The 18230-nt window shown below is 71.5% G+C and carries 14 protein-coding genes; 8 read left to right on the forward strand and 6 right to left on the reverse strand.

Annotated elements, in window-relative coordinates; all coding sequences use genetic code 11:
* Nucleotides 1–95: 95 nt before the first annotated feature.
* A complete protein-coding gene (locus ACIA6A_RS35615) occupies nt 96–1310 on the forward strand; it encodes an XdhC family protein (RefSeq protein ID WP_396102416.1) in 1215 nt (404 codons plus the stop codon).
* Here the strand turns inward: ACIA6A_RS35615 and ACIA6A_RS35620 are convergent.
* Genes ACIA6A_RS35620 through ACIA6A_RS35630 form a run of 3 tightly spaced genes read right to left on the reverse strand, consistent with a single transcriptional unit; the run spans nt 1279 to nt 3950 of the window.
* Nucleotides 1279–2073, reverse strand: coding sequence for an ABC transporter ATP-binding protein (locus ACIA6A_RS35620; RefSeq protein ID WP_396102418.1), 795 nt, complete (start codon nt 2071–2073; stop codon nt 1279–1281). The two genes, ACIA6A_RS35615 and ACIA6A_RS35620, sit on opposite strands and share 32 nt — an antisense overlap.
* Nucleotides 2070–2870, reverse strand: a complete 801-nt coding sequence (locus ACIA6A_RS35625; protein ID WP_396102419.1) for an ABC transporter permease — start codon at nt 2868–2870, stop codon at nt 2070–2072. Before ACIA6A_RS35625 ends, ACIA6A_RS35620 begins: the two co-directional genes overlap by 4 nt.
* Before the next feature lie 54 nt (nt 2871–2924).
* Nucleotides 2925–3950: an ABC transporter substrate-binding protein gene (locus ACIA6A_RS35630; protein ID WP_396102420.1), complete on the reverse strand. Its 1026-nt coding sequence runs from the start codon at nt 3948–3950 to the stop codon at nt 2925–2927.
* 517 nt (nt 3951–4467) lie between these two features.
* On the opposite strand from ACIA6A_RS35630, the gene ACIA6A_RS35635 reads away from it, so the two are divergent.
* Nucleotides 4468–5172, forward strand: coding sequence for a GntR family transcriptional regulator (locus ACIA6A_RS35635; RefSeq protein WP_396102421.1), 705 nt, complete (start codon nt 4468–4470; stop codon nt 5170–5172).
* A 36-nt stretch (nt 5173–5208) separates the two neighbouring features.
* On the forward strand, nt 5209–6144 hold the full coding sequence (locus tag ACIA6A_RS35640; RefSeq protein ID WP_396102423.1) for a DUF6282 family protein: 936 nt from the start codon (nt 5209–5211) through the stop codon (nt 6142–6144).
* A gap of 49 nt (nt 6145–6193) precedes the next feature.
* On the opposite strand, the gene ACIA6A_RS35645 is transcribed toward ACIA6A_RS35640, so the two are convergent.
* Nucleotides 6194–7378 (reverse strand): phosphatidylserine/phosphatidylglycerophosphate/cardiolipin synthase family protein, encoded by a 1185-nt coding sequence (locus ACIA6A_RS35645; protein WP_396102424.1) that lies wholly within the window; start codon nt 7376–7378, stop codon nt 6194–6196.
* A gap of 192 nt (nt 7379–7570) precedes the next feature.
* Here ACIA6A_RS35645 and ACIA6A_RS35650 point away from each other — a divergent pair, with 192 nt between their 5' ends.
* The 3 genes from ACIA6A_RS35650 to ACIA6A_RS35660 are packed head-to-tail and all read left to right on the forward strand — an operon-like array spanning nt 7571 to nt 9753.
* On the forward strand, nt 7571–8389 hold the full coding sequence (locus ACIA6A_RS35650; protein WP_396102425.1) for an alpha/beta fold hydrolase: 819 nt from the start codon (nt 7571–7573) through the stop codon (nt 8387–8389).
* A gap of 40 nt (nt 8390–8429) precedes the next feature.
* Nucleotides 8430–9359, forward strand: a complete 930-nt coding sequence (locus ACIA6A_RS35655; protein ID WP_396102426.1) for a diacylglycerol/lipid kinase family protein — start codon at nt 8430–8432, stop codon at nt 9357–9359.
* A 4-nt stretch (nt 9360–9363) separates the two neighbouring features.
* Nucleotides 9364–9753, forward strand: coding sequence for a DUF4345 domain-containing protein (locus tag ACIA6A_RS35660; protein WP_396102428.1), 390 nt, complete (start codon nt 9364–9366; stop codon nt 9751–9753).
* A 7-nt stretch (nt 9754–9760) separates the two neighbouring features.
* Here the strand turns inward: ACIA6A_RS35660 and ACIA6A_RS35665 are convergent, their stop codons facing one another.
* Entirely contained in the window at nt 9761–10855 is a 1095-nt protein-coding gene (locus tag ACIA6A_RS35665; RefSeq protein ID WP_396102430.1) for a cellulose binding domain-containing protein, read from the reverse strand.
* 176 nt (nt 10856–11031) lie between these two features.
* Here ACIA6A_RS35665 and ACIA6A_RS35670 point away from each other — a divergent pair, with 176 nt between their 5' ends.
* Together ACIA6A_RS35670 and ACIA6A_RS35675 are read left to right on the forward strand one after the other, a co-directional pair.
* Nucleotides 11032–12798: a rhamnogalacturonan lyase gene (locus tag ACIA6A_RS35670; RefSeq protein WP_396102431.1), complete on the forward strand. Its 1767-nt coding sequence runs from the start codon at nt 11032–11034 to the stop codon at nt 12796–12798.
* Between the two features lie 36 nt (nt 12799–12834).
* On the forward strand, nt 12835–15129 hold the full coding sequence (locus ACIA6A_RS35675; RefSeq protein ID WP_396102432.1) for an FHA domain-containing protein: 2295 nt from the start codon (nt 12835–12837) through the stop codon (nt 15127–15129).
* Here the strand turns inward: ACIA6A_RS35675 and ACIA6A_RS35680 are convergent.
* Nucleotides 15019–18225 carry an NACHT domain-containing protein gene (locus ACIA6A_RS35680; RefSeq protein ID WP_396102433.1) on the reverse strand — a complete coding sequence of 1069 codons (3207 nt, stop codon included), beginning with the start codon at nt 18223–18225 and terminating at the stop codon, nt 15019–15021. The genes ACIA6A_RS35675 and ACIA6A_RS35680 overlap by 111 nt on opposite strands.
* Nucleotides 18226–18230 lie beyond the last annotated feature (5 nt).

The raw sequence follows: 18230 nt of genomic DNA on the forward strand, positions 1-18230 counted from the left end.
GAGATCGATGGTTACACGGACGTAACGGGCCTGTAAAGAGATGGCTGGGAGCGCTTCCAGCCACGGGTTGCTCGCTCGCGCACTAGGATCCGGGGATGCGTGACGTGCTCGGGGAGCTGGTGAAGGCTTGGCGCTCGGGGGCGCCCGCGGGGCTCGCGACCGTGACCGCGACGTGGTCGAGCGCGCCGCGGCAGCCGGGTTCCGCGATGGTCGTGCACGCCGACGGGGTGGTGGCCGGCAGCGTGTCGGGGGGCTGCGTCGAGGGGGCGGTCTACGAGCTGTGCCGGGAGGTCGCCGTCTCCGGGCGGCCCCGCACGACGCGGTACGGGGTCTCCGACGACGACGCGTTCGAGGTGGGGCTGCCGTGCGGGGGCACCATCGAGCTGTTCGTGGAGCCGGCCGGGTTCCCGGAGCTCGGGGTGCTGGCCGAGGCGGTCGAGGCCGGCCGCCCGGTCGCGCTGCTGACCTGCGTGGAGGGTGCCGGGGACCGCGTCGGCCGGCACCTGGTCCTCACCGCGGAGAACGGGGCCGGGCGGCCGGAGAGCAGGGCTGGGCAGCCGGAGAGCGGGGCTGGGCAGCCGGAGAGCGGGGCTGGGCAGCCGGAGAGCGGGGCTGGGCAGCCGGAGAGCAGGGCCGGGCGGCACGGGTCGCTGGGGCACGACCGGCTGGACGACGCGGCGGCCGACGACGGGCGGGGGATGCTGGCCGCCGGGCGGACCGGGCTGCTGCACTACGGGCCGGACGGGCAGCGGCGGGGGTCGGGCACCACGGTGCTGGTGACGTCGTTCGCGCCGGCCGCCCGGATGCTGGTGTTCGGGGCCACCGATCATGCCGCCGCGGTGGCCCGGATCGGGTCGTTCCTGGGCTACCGGGTGACGGTCTGCGACGCGCGGGCGGTGTTCGCGACCGCGCGCCGGTTCCCCGGCGCCGACGAGGTGGTCGTGGACTGGCCACACCGCTACCTCGCCGCCGAGGCCGGGGCCGGGCGGCTGGACGGGCGCACCGTGGCCTGCGTGCTGACCCATGATCCGAGGTTCGACGTGCCGGTGCTCGAGGTCGCCCTGCGGCTCCCGCTGGCCTACGTGGGGGCGATGGGCTCACGGCGTACCCATGATGATCGGCTGAAGCGGCTGCGCGCGACCGGCCTGACCGGCGCCGAGCTCGCGCGGCTGGCCTCGCCCATCGGCCTGGACCTCGGCGCGCGGACCCCGGAGGAGACCGCGGTCAGCATCGCGGCCGAGATCGTGGCGCTGCGCTGGAGCGGGACCGGGGAGCGCCTCACCGCGACGGCGGGACCGATCCACGGGTGAGCGGGCGCGGCGCCGCCGGCAGGTGGTCGCTGAGCAGGAGCTGGTGCAGCTCGGCCGAGGCCTCCGCGACCTCGTCCAGGTGGGCGTTGTGACCGAAGGAGCGCGGCCGCGGGATCCGCATCTCGACCATCTGCCGCAGCCGGCCGGGACGGGCACTGAGCACCGCGGTCCGGTCGGCCAGCAGCACCGCCTCCTGGATGGAGTGGGTCACGAAGACGATCGTGGTGCCCATCTCCATGTGGATGCGCTGCAGTTCGATGGCGAGCTCCTCGCGGGTGAGCGCGTCGAGGGCGGAGAACGGCTCGTCCATGAGCATGACCTTGGGCTGCTGGATGAGGGCCCGGCAGAGCGAGACCCGCTGCTGCATGCCGCCGGACAGCTCGTGCGGCAGGCGCGCGGCGAAATCGGTCAGGCCGGTGGTCTCCAGCAGGTGCATCGCCCGGTCGCGGTGCTCGGCCCGCTTCCACCGGAAGATCTCCACCGGGAGCAGGACGTTGTCGAGGACCGAGCGCCAGGGGAGCAGGGCCGGGCGCTGGAAGACCATCGCGACGTCGCGGCGTGGTTTGCGGACCGGTTCGCCGTCGATGAGGATCCGGCCCCCGGTGGGCTTGACCAGGCCGCTGATCAGGCGCAGGAGGGTGGACTTGCCGCAGCCGGAGCGGCCGATGACGGCCAGGAACTCGCCGGTGCCGATCTCGAGGCGGAGGTCCGACAGGGCGGTCACCGGGCCGAACGTACGGGTGACCCCGTCGATGGTGATCATGGTGTGGCCTTTCCGGAGATCGCTGGTGCCCACGGCACGAGGAGCCGCTCGATGGCCGCCATCAGGTAGAACAGGGCGACACCGGTGATCGCCAGCAGGCCCAGCGCGGCGAACGCCATGGCGGTGTCCGCGTTGGCGCCCGAGCCGACGATGACCGAGCCGAGGCCGTGGTCGGGGTTGACCACCTCGCCGATGACGGCGCCGATGATCGCCAGCGGGGTGGCGACCTTGAGCCCGACGAAGACCTGCGGCAGCGCCCAGGCGAGCCGCACCTTCACGAACGTCTGCCACCAGGACGCCGACAGCGACGCGGCGAGCTCGCGCAGGTCGGCGGGGGTGGACGAGAGGCCGGCCATGGTGGAGACGATGACCGGGAAGAAGCTCACCAGGACCACCATCACGATTTTCGGGCTGTCCCCGAAACCCATCCAGACCAGCAGCAGCGGCGCCAGCGCGACCTTGGGCACGGCGTTGACGGCGGCCAGCAGCGGCATGGTCATCCGCTCCACGGTGCGCGACGCGGCGAGCACGACCGCGATGACCAGGCCCGCGACGACGGCGATGCCGAAACCGACGAGGACCCGCTTGAGCGTGATCCAGGTCTCGGAGAGCAGGAACTGGGGGGTACGCAGGAACGAGTCGACGACGTCCGGCGGTGACGGGACGTAGAACGGGTCGATGTCCAGGGCCGCGGTCAGCACCCACCAGAGGCCGATGGCGAGCACCGCCCCGAGCACGGGCAGACCCGCGTTCGTCCACAGGCGGGACGCGCGGGTGACGGCGAGGGTGTCAGTCATGGGGGCTCCCGGTACACGGCGGGGGCGGGACCGGAGCCCCGTCCCCGCCGATGGTCATGCCTTCGGTGTGAAGCTGAAGTCGACGACGGCGTCGGGGGTGAGCCCGGCCGGCATCAGCCCGGCGCCGGAGAGCACCGCGATGCTGCGGGCGACCCGCTGCTCGTCCATGCTGCCGAGGGCCGCGCCACTGGGCGCCTGGGTGTACGGCTTCATCGCGTTGATCTCGCCGAGGGCGGCCGGGACGAGCGCGGTGGGCTCGGCCTTGGTCATCGCGGCGGCGGCCTCGTCGGGGTGGTCCAGCGTGTACTGCAGGCCCTTCATGGCCGCGCCGACGAAGCGCTTGACCAGGTCGGGGTCGCTGGAGATGAGCGACGGCTTGGTGATGATCGCGTTGCCGTAGAGGTCGCTCAGGTAGGTGCTGTACGGCATCACCACGACCTCCTTCTTGGACGCGGTCTCCAGGGCCTTCTTGCTGAGCAGGAACGTGCTGAGGCCGTCGACCTCGCCCTTGGCCATGAGACCGTTCAGCGCGGTGGGCTGCACACCCTTGATGGTCACGGTTGTCGGGTCGAGGCCGGCCAGTTTCGCGTACGCCGGGAACAGCAGCTGGCTGACCGACGCGGTGCCGGCCGCGATGGTCTTGCCGGTCAGGTCGGCCGGCGAGGAGATGCCGGTGTCCTTGGTGGTCATGATCGACACCAGGGTCTGCTGGTGGACCGCGGCGACGGCCTTCCAGTCCTTGAACTCGCCCTTGCCGGCCTGGATGACCGCGCCGGTGAAGTCGAGCGCGGCGAACTGCGCCTGGTCCGACTTGATCGCGGTCAGGTTCTGGACGTTGCCGGCGCCCTTCTGGATCTCGATGTCGATACCGGCGTCCTCGAAGAACCCCTTCTCCTTGGCGAGCCAGACGAACGAGTCGCGGCCGACGGCGCCGAACGCGGTCACGTACGTGATCTTGTCGGTCTTGCCGCCACTGCTGCCGGCGGAGCTGTCGTCGTCACCACCGCTCGAGCACGCGCTCGTGACGGCCAAGGCTGCGGCCATGAGGGCGGCGGAGAGCGCACGGTAGCGCCTGGTCATGAATCCTCCTGGGAGAACCCGGCCGTCGAGCACACGGGTCCGGGTGTTCGGATGACGAAGATGAAGACTCTGACCATTGACTTATGTCACTACCGGCCGGTGTCCGGACGAGATGCTAGAGCACCGATCATGAGCCTGTCACTGACCGATTTGCCCGGCTGTTAGCGCTCACGAACCGGACGATGGTGACGTTCGTCCAGGTAGGAGCTGTGTTGACAGCCGGGGCCACCCGGCGCCATTCTCTTCACAAGATTGTTTGCAATCTTGTCTGCATGCGGCGCGGTGTCCGGGGCGAGGAGAAGTCAGCCCGGGCACGGACGCCCATGGCGGTCTGGGAGCGCGGAGGGCGCTCACGACTCCCGGTGTACCGGTGGCCGGCCACGGTCGGTCGCCGGTACGGGATCATCGATGTGGACGGCGCGCCGGAGACGGTCCGTCGTCCACATCCCAGACGTCAGGTGGAGAGTGTTGTGGATAGCTTCGCGTGCAATGAAGTCGTCGGCGGGAGGGTTGCGGCATGACCTCCCCGATCCGCCGGGCGGTGGGCGCGGACACCGCGTACGACCGGCTCCGCAAGCTGATCTATACCGGTGAGCTGCAGCCGAACGAACGCCTCGTCGAGACCGAGCTGGCCGACCGGCTGGGCGCCACCCGGGCCGTGGTGCGTACCGCGCTGGTCAAGCTCGGCCACGACGGCATCGTGGTGCTGACCCCGAACCGGGGCGCCCGGGTCCGGATGGTCTCGCAGGAGGAGGCCGTCGAGATCCTCCAGGCGCGCGCGGTGCTCGAGGCGCTCGCCGCCCGGCAGGCCGCCGTGCGGGCCACCGGGCGCGAGATCGCCGGCATCCGGCGCACCCTGGCCCGGATGAACGAGAAGTTCGCGCAGGACGACCTGGTCGGATACTCCGAGGGCAACGCCGCGCTGCACGCCGGGATCATCGCCGCCGCCCGGCACGAGACCGCCGCCCGCCTGATCATCGGGTTACGCGCGCAGATGATCCGGTTCCAGTACCGTACGATCCTCGTCCCCGGCCGGCCACCCGCGTCGCTGGCCGAGCACACGGCCATTGTGGACGCGATCAGCGACCGGGACCCGGACGCGGCCGAGCTCGCGATGCGCCGGCACCTCGGTCAGGTCGAGCAGACCCTGTCGCGGACCCCGGGCGCGGCCGCGCAGCGTTTCCCCGCGATCGACATTTCCCAGCCGGCGGATCCGGTCTGAACGCCCCGGAGCCCGCCCGAACCGTCAAGGAGATCCATGTCTGAGCACCCCGTCCCCTCGCAGCGCGCCCGTGCGCTGGTGACCGGCGCGTACGACACGCACGTGCACGTCGCGCCGGACGTGATGGAGCGCCGCATCGACGACCTCGACCTGGCGGCCCGGTTCCTGGCGACCGGGCTGGCCGGGTTCGTGCTCAAGTCGCACTACGTGGCGACCGCGGAGCGCGCGGCCGTGGTGCGCAAGGCGGTGCCCGGCGCCGACGCGCTCGGCGCGATCACGCTCAACGGCTCGATGGGCGGGATGAACCCGGCCGCCGTGGAGATCGCCGGCCGGCAGGGTGCCCGGATCGTGTGGATGCCCACCGTGGACTCCCGCAATCAGCGGGGCAGCACGGCCGCGGACCTGCCCGGTGCCAAGCCGGCCATGTGGGGCGCGTTGCAGAAGGACCTGCACGCCCAGGGCATCGTCCCGGACGTCGTCGAGGTGGTCGGCCCGGACGGAGCGGTGCTGCCGGCCGTACGCCAGGTGTTGCGGGTGATGGCCCGGCACGACCTGGTGCTGGCCACCGGTCACCTCAGCGGTCCGGAGATCATCGCGGTCGTGCACGCGGCCAGGCAGGAGGGGGTGCGCCGGGTCGTGGTCACCCACCCCGAGTTCACCTCGCAGCGGCTGCCGGTCGCCGAGCAGCGTGAGCTCGCCGCCGCCGGGGCGCTGCTGGAGCGGTGCTTCACCACGCCGTACACCGGCAAGGTCGGCTGGGACGACCTGTTCAGCACCATCCGCGCGGTCGGCGTGGAGCACTCGGTGCTCTCCAGCGACCTCGGCCAGCCGTTCAACCCGCCGGTCGAGGACGGCCTGGCGCTGTTCGCCGACCGGCTGCTCGACGCCGGCTTCACCGAGGCCGAGGTGACCCGGATGGCGGTGACCAACTCCCGCTTCGTCGCGGCGGCCCCGGCCACCGTGACCGTCTGACGCGCGATGCCGGGGCCGCGACCGGCCCCGGCATCACCTCAGGACGTGGTTACGACGCCGCCGAGTTGGGGTCCGGCACCGCGTTGGCGCGGACCGTCCGGAAGTTCGCCCGGTACTGGTCGAAGATCGCGTCCGACTTGATCCGGATCATGGCCTCATCGTTCTCCCGCAGCGCCGCGTTGCTGTAGTTGTGGCTGCCGGTGATGACCCACTTGGTGTCCTTCTGGTCGATGTACGTGCCCTCGATGGCCAGGTACTTCGAGTGGATGATGTTCGGGTTCTCCGGGACCTGGTAGACCGCGATGCGCGAGTTGCCGCGCAGCTGGCCCAGCACCCCGGCGTCGGCCTCGGTGTAGATCACGTCGACCCAGCACTTCTCGTTCGCGAGCTCCTTGAGGCGGCGCGCGATGTCGTCCCGGCTGAAGTACCACATACCGACCCGGATGATGGTCCGGTGCAGGTCCGACGTGCCGGTGGTGGTGTTGCCCTCACACGTGATGTTCTCGTTGAGCATGTTGTAGATCGTGTCGGTCGTCTCGTCGGTGCCGGCCCGCGGGAAGAAGTAGACCTTGGCGTTGCCGCTGAGGACCGACGTGTAGTAGTTCGAGTTCTTGACCTTCGCGGCCAGGTCGCTGTGGTAATCGGCGTAGGCGTTGTAGAGCCCGGCGTTACCGACCAGGGTGACCGCGTTGTTCCAGTACACCGTCGCGTTCGACACGGTGAGGTTCGCCGAGGACTGCACCACGACGTTGCTCGAGCCGTTCGTGCTGGAGAACAGGTAGAACTTGTTGTGCATGATCGGCGTACCGGCCGAGCCGATGCACGCGCCGCCGCTGGTGCACACCGACACCCACGAGGCCTGGGTCCGGTCGGTGCCGAGCGCCGTCTTGAGCGAGGTCACCGCGGCCGACGTCGAGGTGTCGTAGTTCACCACCAGCCGGACGTTGACGCCCCGGTCCTTCGCGCTGATCAGGGCGCCGGAGATGACGGTGTCGGTGAAGTTGTACATCGCGATGCGGATCGTCGAGCCCGCCGGGGACCCGTCGATCAGCGTCCGGACGTGGTCACGGATCTTGTACTGCTCGGCGGCGACGAGGGGGTTGTTGAACACCGCCCCGTCGGAGACCGCGGCCGCTGCCGGGGAAGCGGTCAGGACCACCGTGGTGGTGACCGCGGTGAGTGCGACGCAAGCGGCCGCGAAGAGCCGTTTCAGAGACAAGGTTGCCCCGTTCATGAATAGACGATGAACACTTGAGCGGGAGCCTGTCATACGCGAAACAACCTCGCAGTCCCCATTGGACGAACCGGGTCACAGTGGACGTCGCGCGGCAGGTGCAGTCGGTTGACAGATGGCACCGCCGCCGGCCCGTGGGACCGTCGAACACGGTGCGGGAAGGCCCCGCATCGCAGGTCGAAGGGGTTCTACATGCCTTACATCACCGCAGCGGACGGCGCTCAGATCTTCTACAAGGACTGGGGATCGGGTCAGCCGGTGATCTTCAGCCACGGCTGGCCGCTCAACGGCGACGCGTGGGACGTCGAGATGAAGCTCGCCGCCGACAACGGGTTCCGGGCCATCGCGCACGACCGCCGGGGCCACGGCCGCTCGGACCAGACGTGGGCCGGCAACGACATGGACACGTACGCCGCCGACCTGGCCGCGCTCGTCGACGAGCTGGGCCTCACCGACATCCTGCTGGTCGGGCACTCCACCGGCGGTGGCGAGGTCGTGCGTTTCGCGGCCCGGCACGGTGCCGGCCGGGTGGCCAAGATCGCGACCGCGGGCGCGGTGCCCCCGATCATGGTCAAGACCGAGTCCAACCCCGGTGGCCTGCCGATCGACGTGTTCGACGGGATCCGCGCCGGTGTGCTCGCCGACCGCTCGCAGTTCTTCCAGGACCTGTCCGAGTCGTTCTTCGGGATCAACCAGGGTTACGCCGTGTCGCAGGGCCAGCGCGACCAGTTCTGGCGCCTCGGCATGCAGATGGGCCTCAAGGGCGCGTACGACTGCATCAAGGCCTTCTCGGAGACCGACTTCACCTCCGACCTCGAGGCCCTCGACATCCCGTTCTTCCTGGCCCACGGCGACGCGGACCAGATCGTGCCGATCGACGACGCCGCGCTGCGGACCGCCAAGATCGCCAAGAACGTGCAGCTGAAGGTGTACCCGGGTGCCCCGCACGGCATCGCCGGCGAGTACCAGAAGGCCCTCGGCGCCGACCTGATCGCGTTCTTCACGAGCTGAGTACGGCCGATCGCGGCCCCGGCCGGTAGGGTCGGGGCCGATGCGGACAAAAGGGCAGCTCACCGAAGCGATCCAGCGGGACCGGCGGGCGGTGCTCGTGGTCAACGCGCACTCCCGGCGGGGCCGGCAGCTCTACGACAGCGCCCATGAGCAGCTGCTCGCGGCCGGCTTCGAGCTGCTCGGCGCGTACCCCTGGGATCGTGGCCAGGAACTCGAGCGGACCATCGCCGAGGCGATCGAGCTGGGCCCGGACCTGCTGGTCGCCGGTGGCGGCGACGGCACCATCAGCACGGCGTCGCGGCTGCTCGCGCACCGCGACGTCGCGCTCGGCCTGCTGCCGTTGGGCACGACCAACAACTTCGCGCGTACGGTCGGGGTGCCGCTCGAGCTGTCCGCGGCGATCGGCACCCTCACCGGCGGCACGGTCATCGACGTCGACCTGGGCATCGCCGGGGACACCCTGTTCACCAACCACGTCGGCGTGGGGCTGTCCGCCGAGGTCATGGTGTCGGTGCCGGCCGGGCTCAAGCGGCGGGTCGGCCGGCTCGCGTACCCGGTGACCGCGCTCGCTCTGCTCACCCGGCACCGCCCGCTGCGGGTGTCGGTGCGCGCCGACGGCCGCGAGCACACGTTCACCACCCACCAGGTGTACGTGGCGAACGGCGGTTTCCACGCCGGCCGCCCGATCACCGCCGACGCGCACGCCGACGACCGGCTGCTGGTCGCGTACCCGGTGGGTGGCCGGACCCGGTGGCAGCTGCTGCGCGAGACGGCCCGCAACGCGGCGACCGGCCACCGGCGTACGTTGCGCACCGAGCCCTTCCTCGCCACCGGCGAGGTCCTGGTCGAGACCGACCGCCCGGCCCGTGTCGAGGTGGACGGCGAACCGGCCGGCCGCACCCCGCTGCGCATCGGCCTGGCGGCGAACGCCCTGCGCGTGATGGCCCCGCCCGGCACCCCGGACCATTGAGGTCATGACATCGCGCAAGGCACTGCTGGTCACCCTCACCGCCCTGGGCGTCGTCCCGGTGCTGACCGGGGCCGCCGGGGTGATCGGCGGCCTGCGTCTCAGCCCGGACGACACCACGACCACGCCGTACTTCGACAGCGAGTACCGGTTCATCAGCGTCTGGTGGCTGGCGGCCGGCGTCCTGCTGTGGTGGTCCCTGCGCCGGCCGCAGCCGCGGGCGGCCGTGACGCGGGGGATCCTCGCCGTCATGGTGCTCGGTGGCCTGGCCCGGTTGCTGGGGGTGGTGCTGGCCGGCCCGCCGCCGGTGCCGTTCCTGGTGGCCATGGCCGTCGAGCTGCTCGGTGTCCCGGCGCTGCTGGTCTGGCACCGGCGGGTGTTCCCGGTCCGGTCGTGACAGTGGGTCAGAGCAGGGCGGCCACCGCCGGGTACCACTTGTTGGCGATCTTGACGTTGCCGGCGTCGTTGGGGTGTACGCCGTCGTAGGTGTCGGTCGCGGTGTCGAAGCCGGTCCACTGGTCGACCACGGTGACGGGGGAGGCAGCGGTGGTCAGCGACGCCGCCCAGGCCGGGATGGCCGCGTTGAAGGTGACGACGCGCTGAGCGCAGTCCGTGCACGTGGACGGGTTCATCGGGATGATCTTGGCGACGACGATCCTCATGGCCGGGTTGTTCGCGCGCATCTGGCCGACCAGCTTGGTGAACGCGGCCAGGATCGTGGCCGGGGCGATGTTGCTCCAGACGTCGTTCGTGCCGAAGTGCATGAGCACCACGTCCGGGTCGGTGGCGTCGAGCCAGCCGACGAGCTGGTTCTGGTCGGCGACGTTGGTGGCCAGGAAACCGCCGTGGCCCTCGTTCTCGCCGTCGTAGGTGAAGCCGCAGCCCTGGCCCGGCAGCGTGCCGACGAAGTCGACGTCGGCGGCGGGCAGTTTCTGCCACAGCAGGGCCCGCCAGCAGCCCGGTGAGCCGGTGATCGAGTCACCCAGCGGCATGATCCTGAGCGGCGCGTCCCCCGCCGGGGGCGGGGTCGTCGGCGGGGGAGTCGTCGGCGGCGGGGTGGTCGGGGGCGGTGTGGTCGGAGCCGGTGTGGTCGGGGGCGGTGTGGTCGGCGGCTGGGTGGGCACGCTCCCCGTACACGTCGTTCCGTTCACGGCGAACGAGGTCGGGGCGGCGCCGCTCCCGGAGCCGTTGAAGCCGAGGCTGGTGGTCGCATTGGTGGCGAGCGCGCCGTTCCAGGCGGCGTTGCGGACCGTCACGTTCGCGCCGGACTGGGTCACCGTGCCGTTCCAGAGCTGACTCACCGTCTGCCCGGCCGGGAACGCGAACGTCAGCGTCCACGACGTGATCGGGTCACCGAGATTGGTGATCGCCACCGAGGCCCCGAAACCGCCGGGCCACTGGCTCGTGGTGGCGTAGCCGACGCGGCACCCGGCGGCCGCGCTGGCCGGTCCGGCGGTGCCGACGATCGTCCCGGCGGCCAGTGCCGACACGGCTCCCACCAGCAAGATCCTTGATCTGAGCACGGGCTGCCTCCCCTAATCGATAGATGAGCATCATTACATGGGAGCGCTTCCAACACCATTGCCGAGATGTTTCCCGCACTTGACAGCGGCATTAACAGGGGTCAATGTGGGAGCGCTTCCATATCCTGACAAACGTCTATGTGAGGTGTTTGATGCGCAAGCTCCCAGCCCTGGCCGTCGCCGTGCTCGGCGCCGGCCTGCTCGTCGCCCCGCAGGCGGCCCCGGCCTCCGCCGCCGCCCCACGCCAGATCGAGCGGCTCGACCGCGGCCTGGTCAGCGTCCGGTCCGGCACCGGCAACCTGGTGAGCTGGCGGCTGCTCACCGGCGACCCCGCGGGCGTCTCGTTCAACGTCTACCGGGGCACCACCAAGGTCACCGCCACCCCGGTCACCGCCTCGACCAACTACCTCGACGCGGGGGCGGCGGCCGGCTCGTCGTACACCGTGCGGGCCGTCGTCGGCGGCGTCGAGCAGGCCGCGTCGCCGGCCTCGCTCAGCTTCGCGAACGGCTACCTCGACGTGCCGATCCAGAATCCCAACAGCTCCCTGTACGCGGCGAACGACGCCAGCGTCGGCGACCTCGACGGTGACGGCGTGCTCGACCTCGTGCTCAAGTGGGAGCCGCTCAACGCCAAGGACAACTCGCAGTCCGGCGTCACCGACCCGGTCTACATCGACGGTTACAAGCTCAACGGCACCCGGTTGTGGCGCATCAACCTGGGCCGCAACATCCGGGCCGGGGCGCATTACACCCAGTTCCAGGTGTACGACTACGACAGCGACGGTGACGCGGAAGTGGCCATGAAGACGGCCGACGCCACTGTTTCGGGCACCGGGCAGGTCATCGGCAACGGCAGTGCCGACTACCGCAACTCCAGCGGGTACGTCCTCACCGGACCGGAGTTCCTCACCATGTTCGACGGGCGCACCGGTGCCGCGCTGTCGACCGTCGACTACGTGCCGGCCCGCGGGACCGTCTCGTCGTGGGGCGACTCGTACGGCAACCGGGTCGACCGGTTCCTGGCCGGGACCGCGTACCTCGACGGCACGAACCCGAGCCTGATCATGGCCCGCGGCTACTACACCCGCAGCGTGGTGGTGGCCTGGGACTTCCGCAACGGGGCGCTGACGAGGCGCTGGACGTTCGACAGCAACAGCTCCACCAACCCCGGCACCGCGGGGCAGGGCAACCACCAGCTCTCCATCGCCGACGTGGACGCCGACGGCCGCGACGAGATCATCTACGGGTCGCTGGCCATCGACGACAACAGCAACAAGCTCTGGAACACCGGGTACGGGCACGGCGACACGCTGCACGTCGGCGACCTGGACCCGTCCCGGGCCGGGCTCGAGGTGTTCAAGGTCGACGAGGACTCCAGCAAGCCGTCGTCGTGGTTCGCGGACGCCCGTACCGGACAGATCCTCTGGTCGACGCCCGCCAACGGTGACAACGGCCGCGGCGTCTCCGGCGACATCTGGGCCGGCAGCGCCGGCGCCGAGTCCTGGTCCTCGGCGGCCGACGGGGTGCGCAGCCCGTCCGGTGCCGTGGTCGCGAGCCGCAAGCCGAGCTCGACCAACTTCCTGGCCTGGTGGGACGGCGACGTGCAGCGCGAACTCCTCGACGGCACACACATCGACAAGTACGGCACGTCCGGCGACACCCGGCTGCTGACCGCGTCGGGCGTGCACGCGAACAACAGCACCAAGTCGACCCCGTCGCTCTCCGGTGACCTGTTCGGCGACTGGCGCGAGGAGGTCGTCTGGCCGACCACCGACAACACCGCGCTGCGGATCTACTCCACCCCGATCCCGACCGACCGCCGGATCGTCACGCTGCTCCAGGACAGTCAGTACCGGGTGGCCCTGGCCTGGCAGAACACCGCTTACAACCAGCCTCCGCACCCGAGCTTCGCGCCCTGATCCCACCGGTTTGCGGCTCGCTGACAAGATCTCCGCATGGCTACGCCGCTCTATGTGACCGGGTCCGGCACGGACCAGCTCGAATTCGGTGACACCGACCGCGTGGTGGTGGGCAGGGACCCCCACTGCGCGGTCGTCGTCGCCGCGAACGGGGTGTCCCGGGAGCACTGCGTGTTCGAGCTGCGTGACCATCGGTGGTTCGTGGTCGACACGAGCCGTAACGGTACGTTCGTCGGCGAGCAGCGGATCACCTCGCACCCGCTGACACCCGGGTCGCCGATCGTGGTGCGCCTCGGCGACCGCGACGCCGGCCCCACGGTGACCGTGCGGCTCGGCGACCCCGGTCTGGCCGAACCGACCGCCGTTGCCGTGACCGCCATGACCGCCCCGGCGCCGGAGACCGTCAAAGCGGTGTACCCGTTCGGTGGCGGACCGCTGACCATCGGCCGTTCCCCGGACAACGCCGTCGTGGTCGACGACCTGCTGGCGTCGCGCAACCACGCCCGGGTCACCGCGGCCCGGCCCGGCGTCGCCGTGGTCACCGACCTCGGCGGGCGCAACGGCACGTTCGTCAACGGACACCCGGTCACCCGGTCCTCGCTGCTGCCCGGCGACCGGCTCACCATCGGCCGCACCACGTTCAGCTTCGACGGCGCCGGGGCCCTGCTCGAACACGGAGAGCTGCCCAAGGCCTCGCTCGCCGCCCAGGACCTCACCGTCCGTTACGGCGAGACGCGCGTCATCTCGGACCTCTCGTTCTCCGTCCCGCCGGGTTCCCTGGTCGCCATCATCGGCCCGAGCGGCGCCGGCAAGTCGACGCTGCTGCGCGCGCTCACCGGGGCTCGCGCCGCCGACGAGGGTCACGTCTTCGTCGACGGCATCGACCTGTACCCGGCGTACGACGAGGTCCGGCACCGGATCGGCCTCGTCCCGCAGGAGGACGTCCTGCACGACCAGCTGAGACTGGTCCAGGCGCTGCGGTACGCGGCGGCGCTGCGCCTGCCCGACGACGTGCCCCCGGCGGTCCGCGACCAGCGCGTCGACGAGGTGCTCACCCAGCTGGACCTGAACTCCCAGCGCGACCTGCCCATCCACCGCCTCTCCGGCGGTCAGCGCAAACGGGCCTCGGTGGCGATGGAACTGCTCACCGAGCCGTCCCTGCTGTACCTGGACGAACCCACCTCCGGCCTCGACCCGCTGCTCGACCGCGAGGTGATGCGCCAGCTGCGCGACCTGGCCGGCCGCGGGCGTACCGTCGTGGTGGTCACCCACAGCACCCTGCACCTCGACTCCTGCCACGCGGTGCTGGCCCTGGCCCGCGGCGGCCGGGTCGCGTATTTCGGCCCGCCCAGCGGCCTGCTCACCCACTTCGGTGCCAGGGACTACGCCGACGCGTTCGCCGCGCTCAGCGAGGAAGCCACCGCCTGGGCCAACCGCTACACGCTGCAGGAACGCCCGCGGACCCGGGAACGGTTCGCCCCGGTCCGCTCACCCAGCCCGCCGCGGCAGGGCGCGCTGCGCCAGACCGGTCTGCTGCTGCACCGGGCGATGACGCTGCTCACCGCGGACCGCCGCCAGTGGATGATGCTGGCCGGGCTCCCGTTCGTCCTCGCGGCGGTGGTCCAGACCGCCCCGCCGGAGGCGAGCCTGCGCTTCGACCCCGGCGGCCCACCGCAGACCGGGGCGGCGACGCTGCTGGTCATCCTCGTGCTCGGCGCCGCGTTCATGGGCATGGCGGGCAGCATCCGGGAACTCGTCGCGGAACGCCCCATCTACCGGCGCGAATGGGCGATCGGCCTGCGTTCCGGGGCGTACCTCGGCTCGAAGCTCGCCCTGAGCGCGCTGATCTGCGTACTCCAGGCGGTGGTCCTGGGGTTGCTGGGTCTGCTGGGCCGCGACCTGCCGGCCTCGGGCATGGTCCTGGCCGACGCCCGCCTCGAGCTGATCGTGGTGCTCGCCCTGACCGCGTTCACCGCCGCGGCGGCCGGGCTGCTGGCCAGTGCCCTCGCCCAGCGCAGCGAACACACCATGTCGATCCTGGTGGTCGCCATCATGGCCCAGCTGGTCCTCAGCGGCGGCCTGTACAGCATCGGCGGCCGTCCCTGGCTGCAAGCGCTCGCCGTGCTCAGCCCGACCCGCTGGGGCTTCGCCTCCGCAGCGGTGACGATCGACCTGCGGGCGTTGCGCATCCTGCTCCCGGCCGACGGCCTCTGGCAGCACTCACTCCCGGCCTGGTGGTTCGCCATGGGCGCGCTCACGGCCCTCGGACTGGCCTTCGTCCTGGCCACCCGTCTCGTCCTGCGCCTCCAGGAGCAGCGTCCCCGCCGATAGGACGTCGCGCAGATACGGGTCGGCCCGGACCCGCGCGAGCAGCTCGCCGGTCAGCTCCACGCCTTCCAGGGCGTTCCAGAGCAGCTCCGTGGTGCCTCGGATGGGGATCGCCGTGGCGGATCCGCTGACGGCGAGGAAGCACTCGACGGCGAGGACCGCGTGCCGGGCGGGGTCGAACCGTCCGGCCAGCATGAGCCGCTGGACGATCCGCAGCACGTCGTCGGCGGGCAACCGCGCCGCGTCCCGGGTGAGGGACCGGAGCAGCAGGGTCACGTACGGCTCGGCCGCGTCGCCCTGGAACGCCACGATCACCGCGTCCCGCGCCCGAAGGTAGGCGGCGAGCAGATCGCCGGGATCGTCGTGGTGGGCCGACGCCAGCAACAGGGTCATGAGGCTGTGCGCGACGGATTCCGACTCCTCGGCGCCGTGCCGCACGAAGGTCGCCACCGCCGCCGGCATGCGCCACAGGACCGGTTCGACGGCGTGCCGCAGGACGTCCTCACTGAGCGCGCCGCTGAGCTGCATCGACTTCAGCGCGGACCGCAGCGGCACCCCGGTGTCGAACGTCCGCAGCTCGGACCAGTCCTGCGACAGGCCGCGCGACCACACCGGGTCGACGGTCAGCGCACCGCCGTCGCCGGCCTCCAGGACCAGGTCGCGGCGGCCGTCCTGCGCCCAGCCGCGGGTGACGCCGATCGTCTCGAGGCTGTCGAGCATGATCCCGCCGGGGACGGCGGCCCGCCACTGCAGGGCGGTGTCGCGCAGCCAGCTCGCCGGGTTCTCCGCGTGCCGGAACAGCTCGGACGCGCGCAGCGGGCCGCCGCACGCCAGGGTCAGCAGCATGAGGTTGAACGAGTACGTCGCCATCCAGTGGTCGGCCCGCTTGTCGACCGGCTGATACCGGCGCTGGACGTACCCGGGGCGGGTGACCGCGGCCCGTAGCCGCTCCGCCAGCCAGTCCCTGACCGGGGCGCCCCGCAACAGGCTGGTGACGAACGGGAGCACGGTCGCGCGGGCGGTCAGCGGGGTGAAGCCGAGCAGCGACTGCAGCAGGTCGTCGTCGTCGGCCGGGCCCAGCCGCAGCGTGCGGGCGCCCGACCGGGCCGCGGCGTCCCGGACCGCCTGCACCACGAGCCGCGCGATCAGGTATTCGCCGAACGTCGCGTGCAGGAACTCGTACGTCTGCAGGGTCCGGTCGTCCTGGCTGGCCTTGGCCCGCTGGATGAAGAAGAACCGGCCGACCATCTCCTGCCCGGCGGTGATCTTCGCCCGGAAGTCCTCGGCGCGCGCCGCGACCAGCGGTTCGAGGCCGAGCCCGGCCAGGTCGTGGTCGAGTTCCGCGGTGGTGACCCAGAGCCGGAGCCGGTGGAACATGGCGAACGCGACCACCGACAGGCGCAGCAGCTCGGCCTCGACCAGCGCGGACAGGTCGCCGTCCGGGCTGTCCGCGTGCATGCGGCGGACCTCGCGGGCGGCGAACTCGCTGAGCAGCCGTTCGTAGAGCTGCCCGGTGTCCAGCGACTCGTCCTGCAGCCCGTCGCCGGTGGCGTCGTACAGCGCCAGCATGAGCAGCAGCAACGGTTGCGCCGCGAGGTCGGGGAAGCGCCGCGGGACGGCGACCGGGAACGGGCGGCGCCCGGCGTTGGTCTCGTTCCAGATCGCGCACCAGCGCATCAGCTGGGCCTCGTCGAACGGTTCCAGGCGCACGGCGAGCCCGCCGGCCGGGAGCCGGGCCCGGTCGGCGACGGCGACCCGGCTCGTGACGACCACCGCGACCGGGCGGCCGAGCGTCGCCTCGCGGTGCTGGAACGCCGCCACCCGTTGCAGGTAGTCGGAGCGGTGGATACCGGTCGCCTGCAGCAGCTCGTCGAAGCCGTCCAGCAGGATCACCGGCATCGCCCCGGCGGCGTCGCGGGCCAGATCGGCCCAGGCCACCGTCTCGCCGATGTCCCCGCGTACGGCCTGCTCGATCTGGTCCTGGATCTCCGCCTCGGCGCCGACCTCGCGCAGCGCGACCCGGACCACCAGGAAGTCCGCGGCCGGGAGCCGGGCCGCGAGGATCCGGGTGAGCGTCGACTTGCCGGCGCCGGGCTGACCGAGCAGCAGCAGCGGTGCCTCGGCCGCCTGCGGCGTGGTCAGATACGTGACCAGGAAACCGGCGAAGTCGGCCCGCGCGCCGGTGTCCCACCACTCGTCCTCGGCCGGTCGCGCACCCGGGCCGGCGGCCTTCACCCGGAACCGCGGATCGATGTACGCCGCGGCCAGGCTCGGCATGATCACCTCGCCGGCGTCACCGCCGAGGATGGCCCGGTCCAGGATCTCCCGGTACGCGGTGGCGAGATCACGGCGCTGGCGCGAGGGAACCCGGTCCGAGGTGGCCTCCCGTAACGCCGCCTCCAGGCTCTCCAGCCCCCGGGCGGCGGCCCGCGACTCCAGCTGCCGCAGCCACGTCGCGAACTCGGGCAGCTCCACCGACAGCCGCCGGACCGCCGCGTCGTAGCGTTCGGTGGCGGTGTCCGGCAACCGTTCGGCCACCAGCCGGGTGACGGCCCGGCGGGCCCGGTCGTCGGCCTCGTCCCATTCGGCCAGCCCGCCGAGGTGGTTGATCATCGCGTGGGTACGGGCGTCGCACCACGCCCGGACATCGCGCAGCAGGCTGTCGTAGGACCGGTCCGGCGCCGGCACCGGCAGCTCGGCGTCCAGCAACTGCGGGAGCCAACCTTCCCGGGCAGGCCCGGTGACCAGCAGGAGCTGGTCGGCTCGGGTGAGATCCGGGGTGGCCAGGCCGGCCCGGGCGAGGCAGTCGTCGAGCGCGTCGAAGAAGGCGGTCACCACCAGGACGCCGTGGGCGGCCTGGAGGCGGCTGCTGCGGTCGTAACGGCCCAGGCCGCGTACCTGATCGGTGATCTTGCCGGCCACCACCTGGCCGAGGCGGGCCACCTCGGCCTTGGCGTCGAAGAAGCCGAGGGCGACCTCGCTGCCTCCCGCGGTGGCCAGGGCGAGGGCGCCGCCCAGCAGGTTGTCGGCGGCCTTGACCAGCGGGCTGGACCCGTCCAGCAGCTTGACCGCGTCGGCGTAGGTGAGGCGCTTGGGCATCACTA

Origin of the sequence: Actinoplanes sp. NPDC051494, assembly GCF_044454705.1 — a bacterium.
Lineage (GTDB): Bacteria > Actinomycetota > Actinomycetes > Mycobacteriales > Micromonosporaceae > Actinoplanes.

Bases quoted from the DNA above. Each gene is read 5' to 3' on its own strand.
- ACIA6A_RS35615 (WP_396102416.1), top strand. From the start codon at position 96: ATGCGTGACGTGCTCGGGGAGCTGGTGAAGGCTTGGCGCTCGGGGGCG.
- ACIA6A_RS35620 (WP_396102418.1), bottom strand. From the start codon at position 2,073: ATGATCACCATCGACGGGGTCACCCGTACGTTCGGCCCGGTGACCGCC.
- ACIA6A_RS35625 (WP_396102419.1), bottom strand. From the start codon at position 2,870: ATGACTGACACCCTCGCCGTCACCCGCGCGTCCCGCCTGTGGACGAAC.
- ACIA6A_RS35630 (WP_396102420.1), bottom strand. From the start codon at position 3,950: ATGACCAGGCGCTACCGTGCGCTCTCCGCCGCCCTCATGGCCGCAGCC.
- ACIA6A_RS35635 (WP_396102421.1), top strand. From the start codon at position 4,468: ATGACCTCCCCGATCCGCCGGGCGGTGGGCGCGGACACCGCGTACGAC.
- ACIA6A_RS35640 (WP_396102423.1), top strand. From the start codon at position 5,209: ATGTCTGAGCACCCCGTCCCCTCGCAGCGCGCCCGTGCGCTGGTGACC.
- ACIA6A_RS35645 (WP_396102424.1), bottom strand. From the start codon at position 7,378: ATGAACGGGGCAACCTTGTCTCTGAAACGGCTCTTCGCGGCCGCTTGC.
- ACIA6A_RS35650 (WP_396102425.1), top strand. From the start codon at position 7,571: ATGCCTTACATCACCGCAGCGGACGGCGCTCAGATCTTCTACAAGGAC.
- ACIA6A_RS35655 (WP_396102426.1), top strand. From the start codon at position 8,430: ATGCGGACAAAAGGGCAGCTCACCGAAGCGATCCAGCGGGACCGGCGG.
- ACIA6A_RS35660 (WP_396102428.1), top strand. From the start codon at position 9,364: ATGACATCGCGCAAGGCACTGCTGGTCACCCTCACCGCCCTGGGCGTC.
- ACIA6A_RS35670 (WP_396102431.1), top strand. From the start codon at position 11,032: ATGCGCAAGCTCCCAGCCCTGGCCGTCGCCGTGCTCGGCGCCGGCCTG.
- ACIA6A_RS35675 (WP_396102432.1), top strand. From the start codon at position 12,835: ATGGCTACGCCGCTCTATGTGACCGGGTCCGGCACGGACCAGCTCGAA.
- ACIA6A_RS35680 (WP_396102433.1), bottom strand. From the start codon at position 18,225: ATGCCCAAGCGCCTCACCTACGCCGACGCGGTCAAGCTGCTGGACGGG.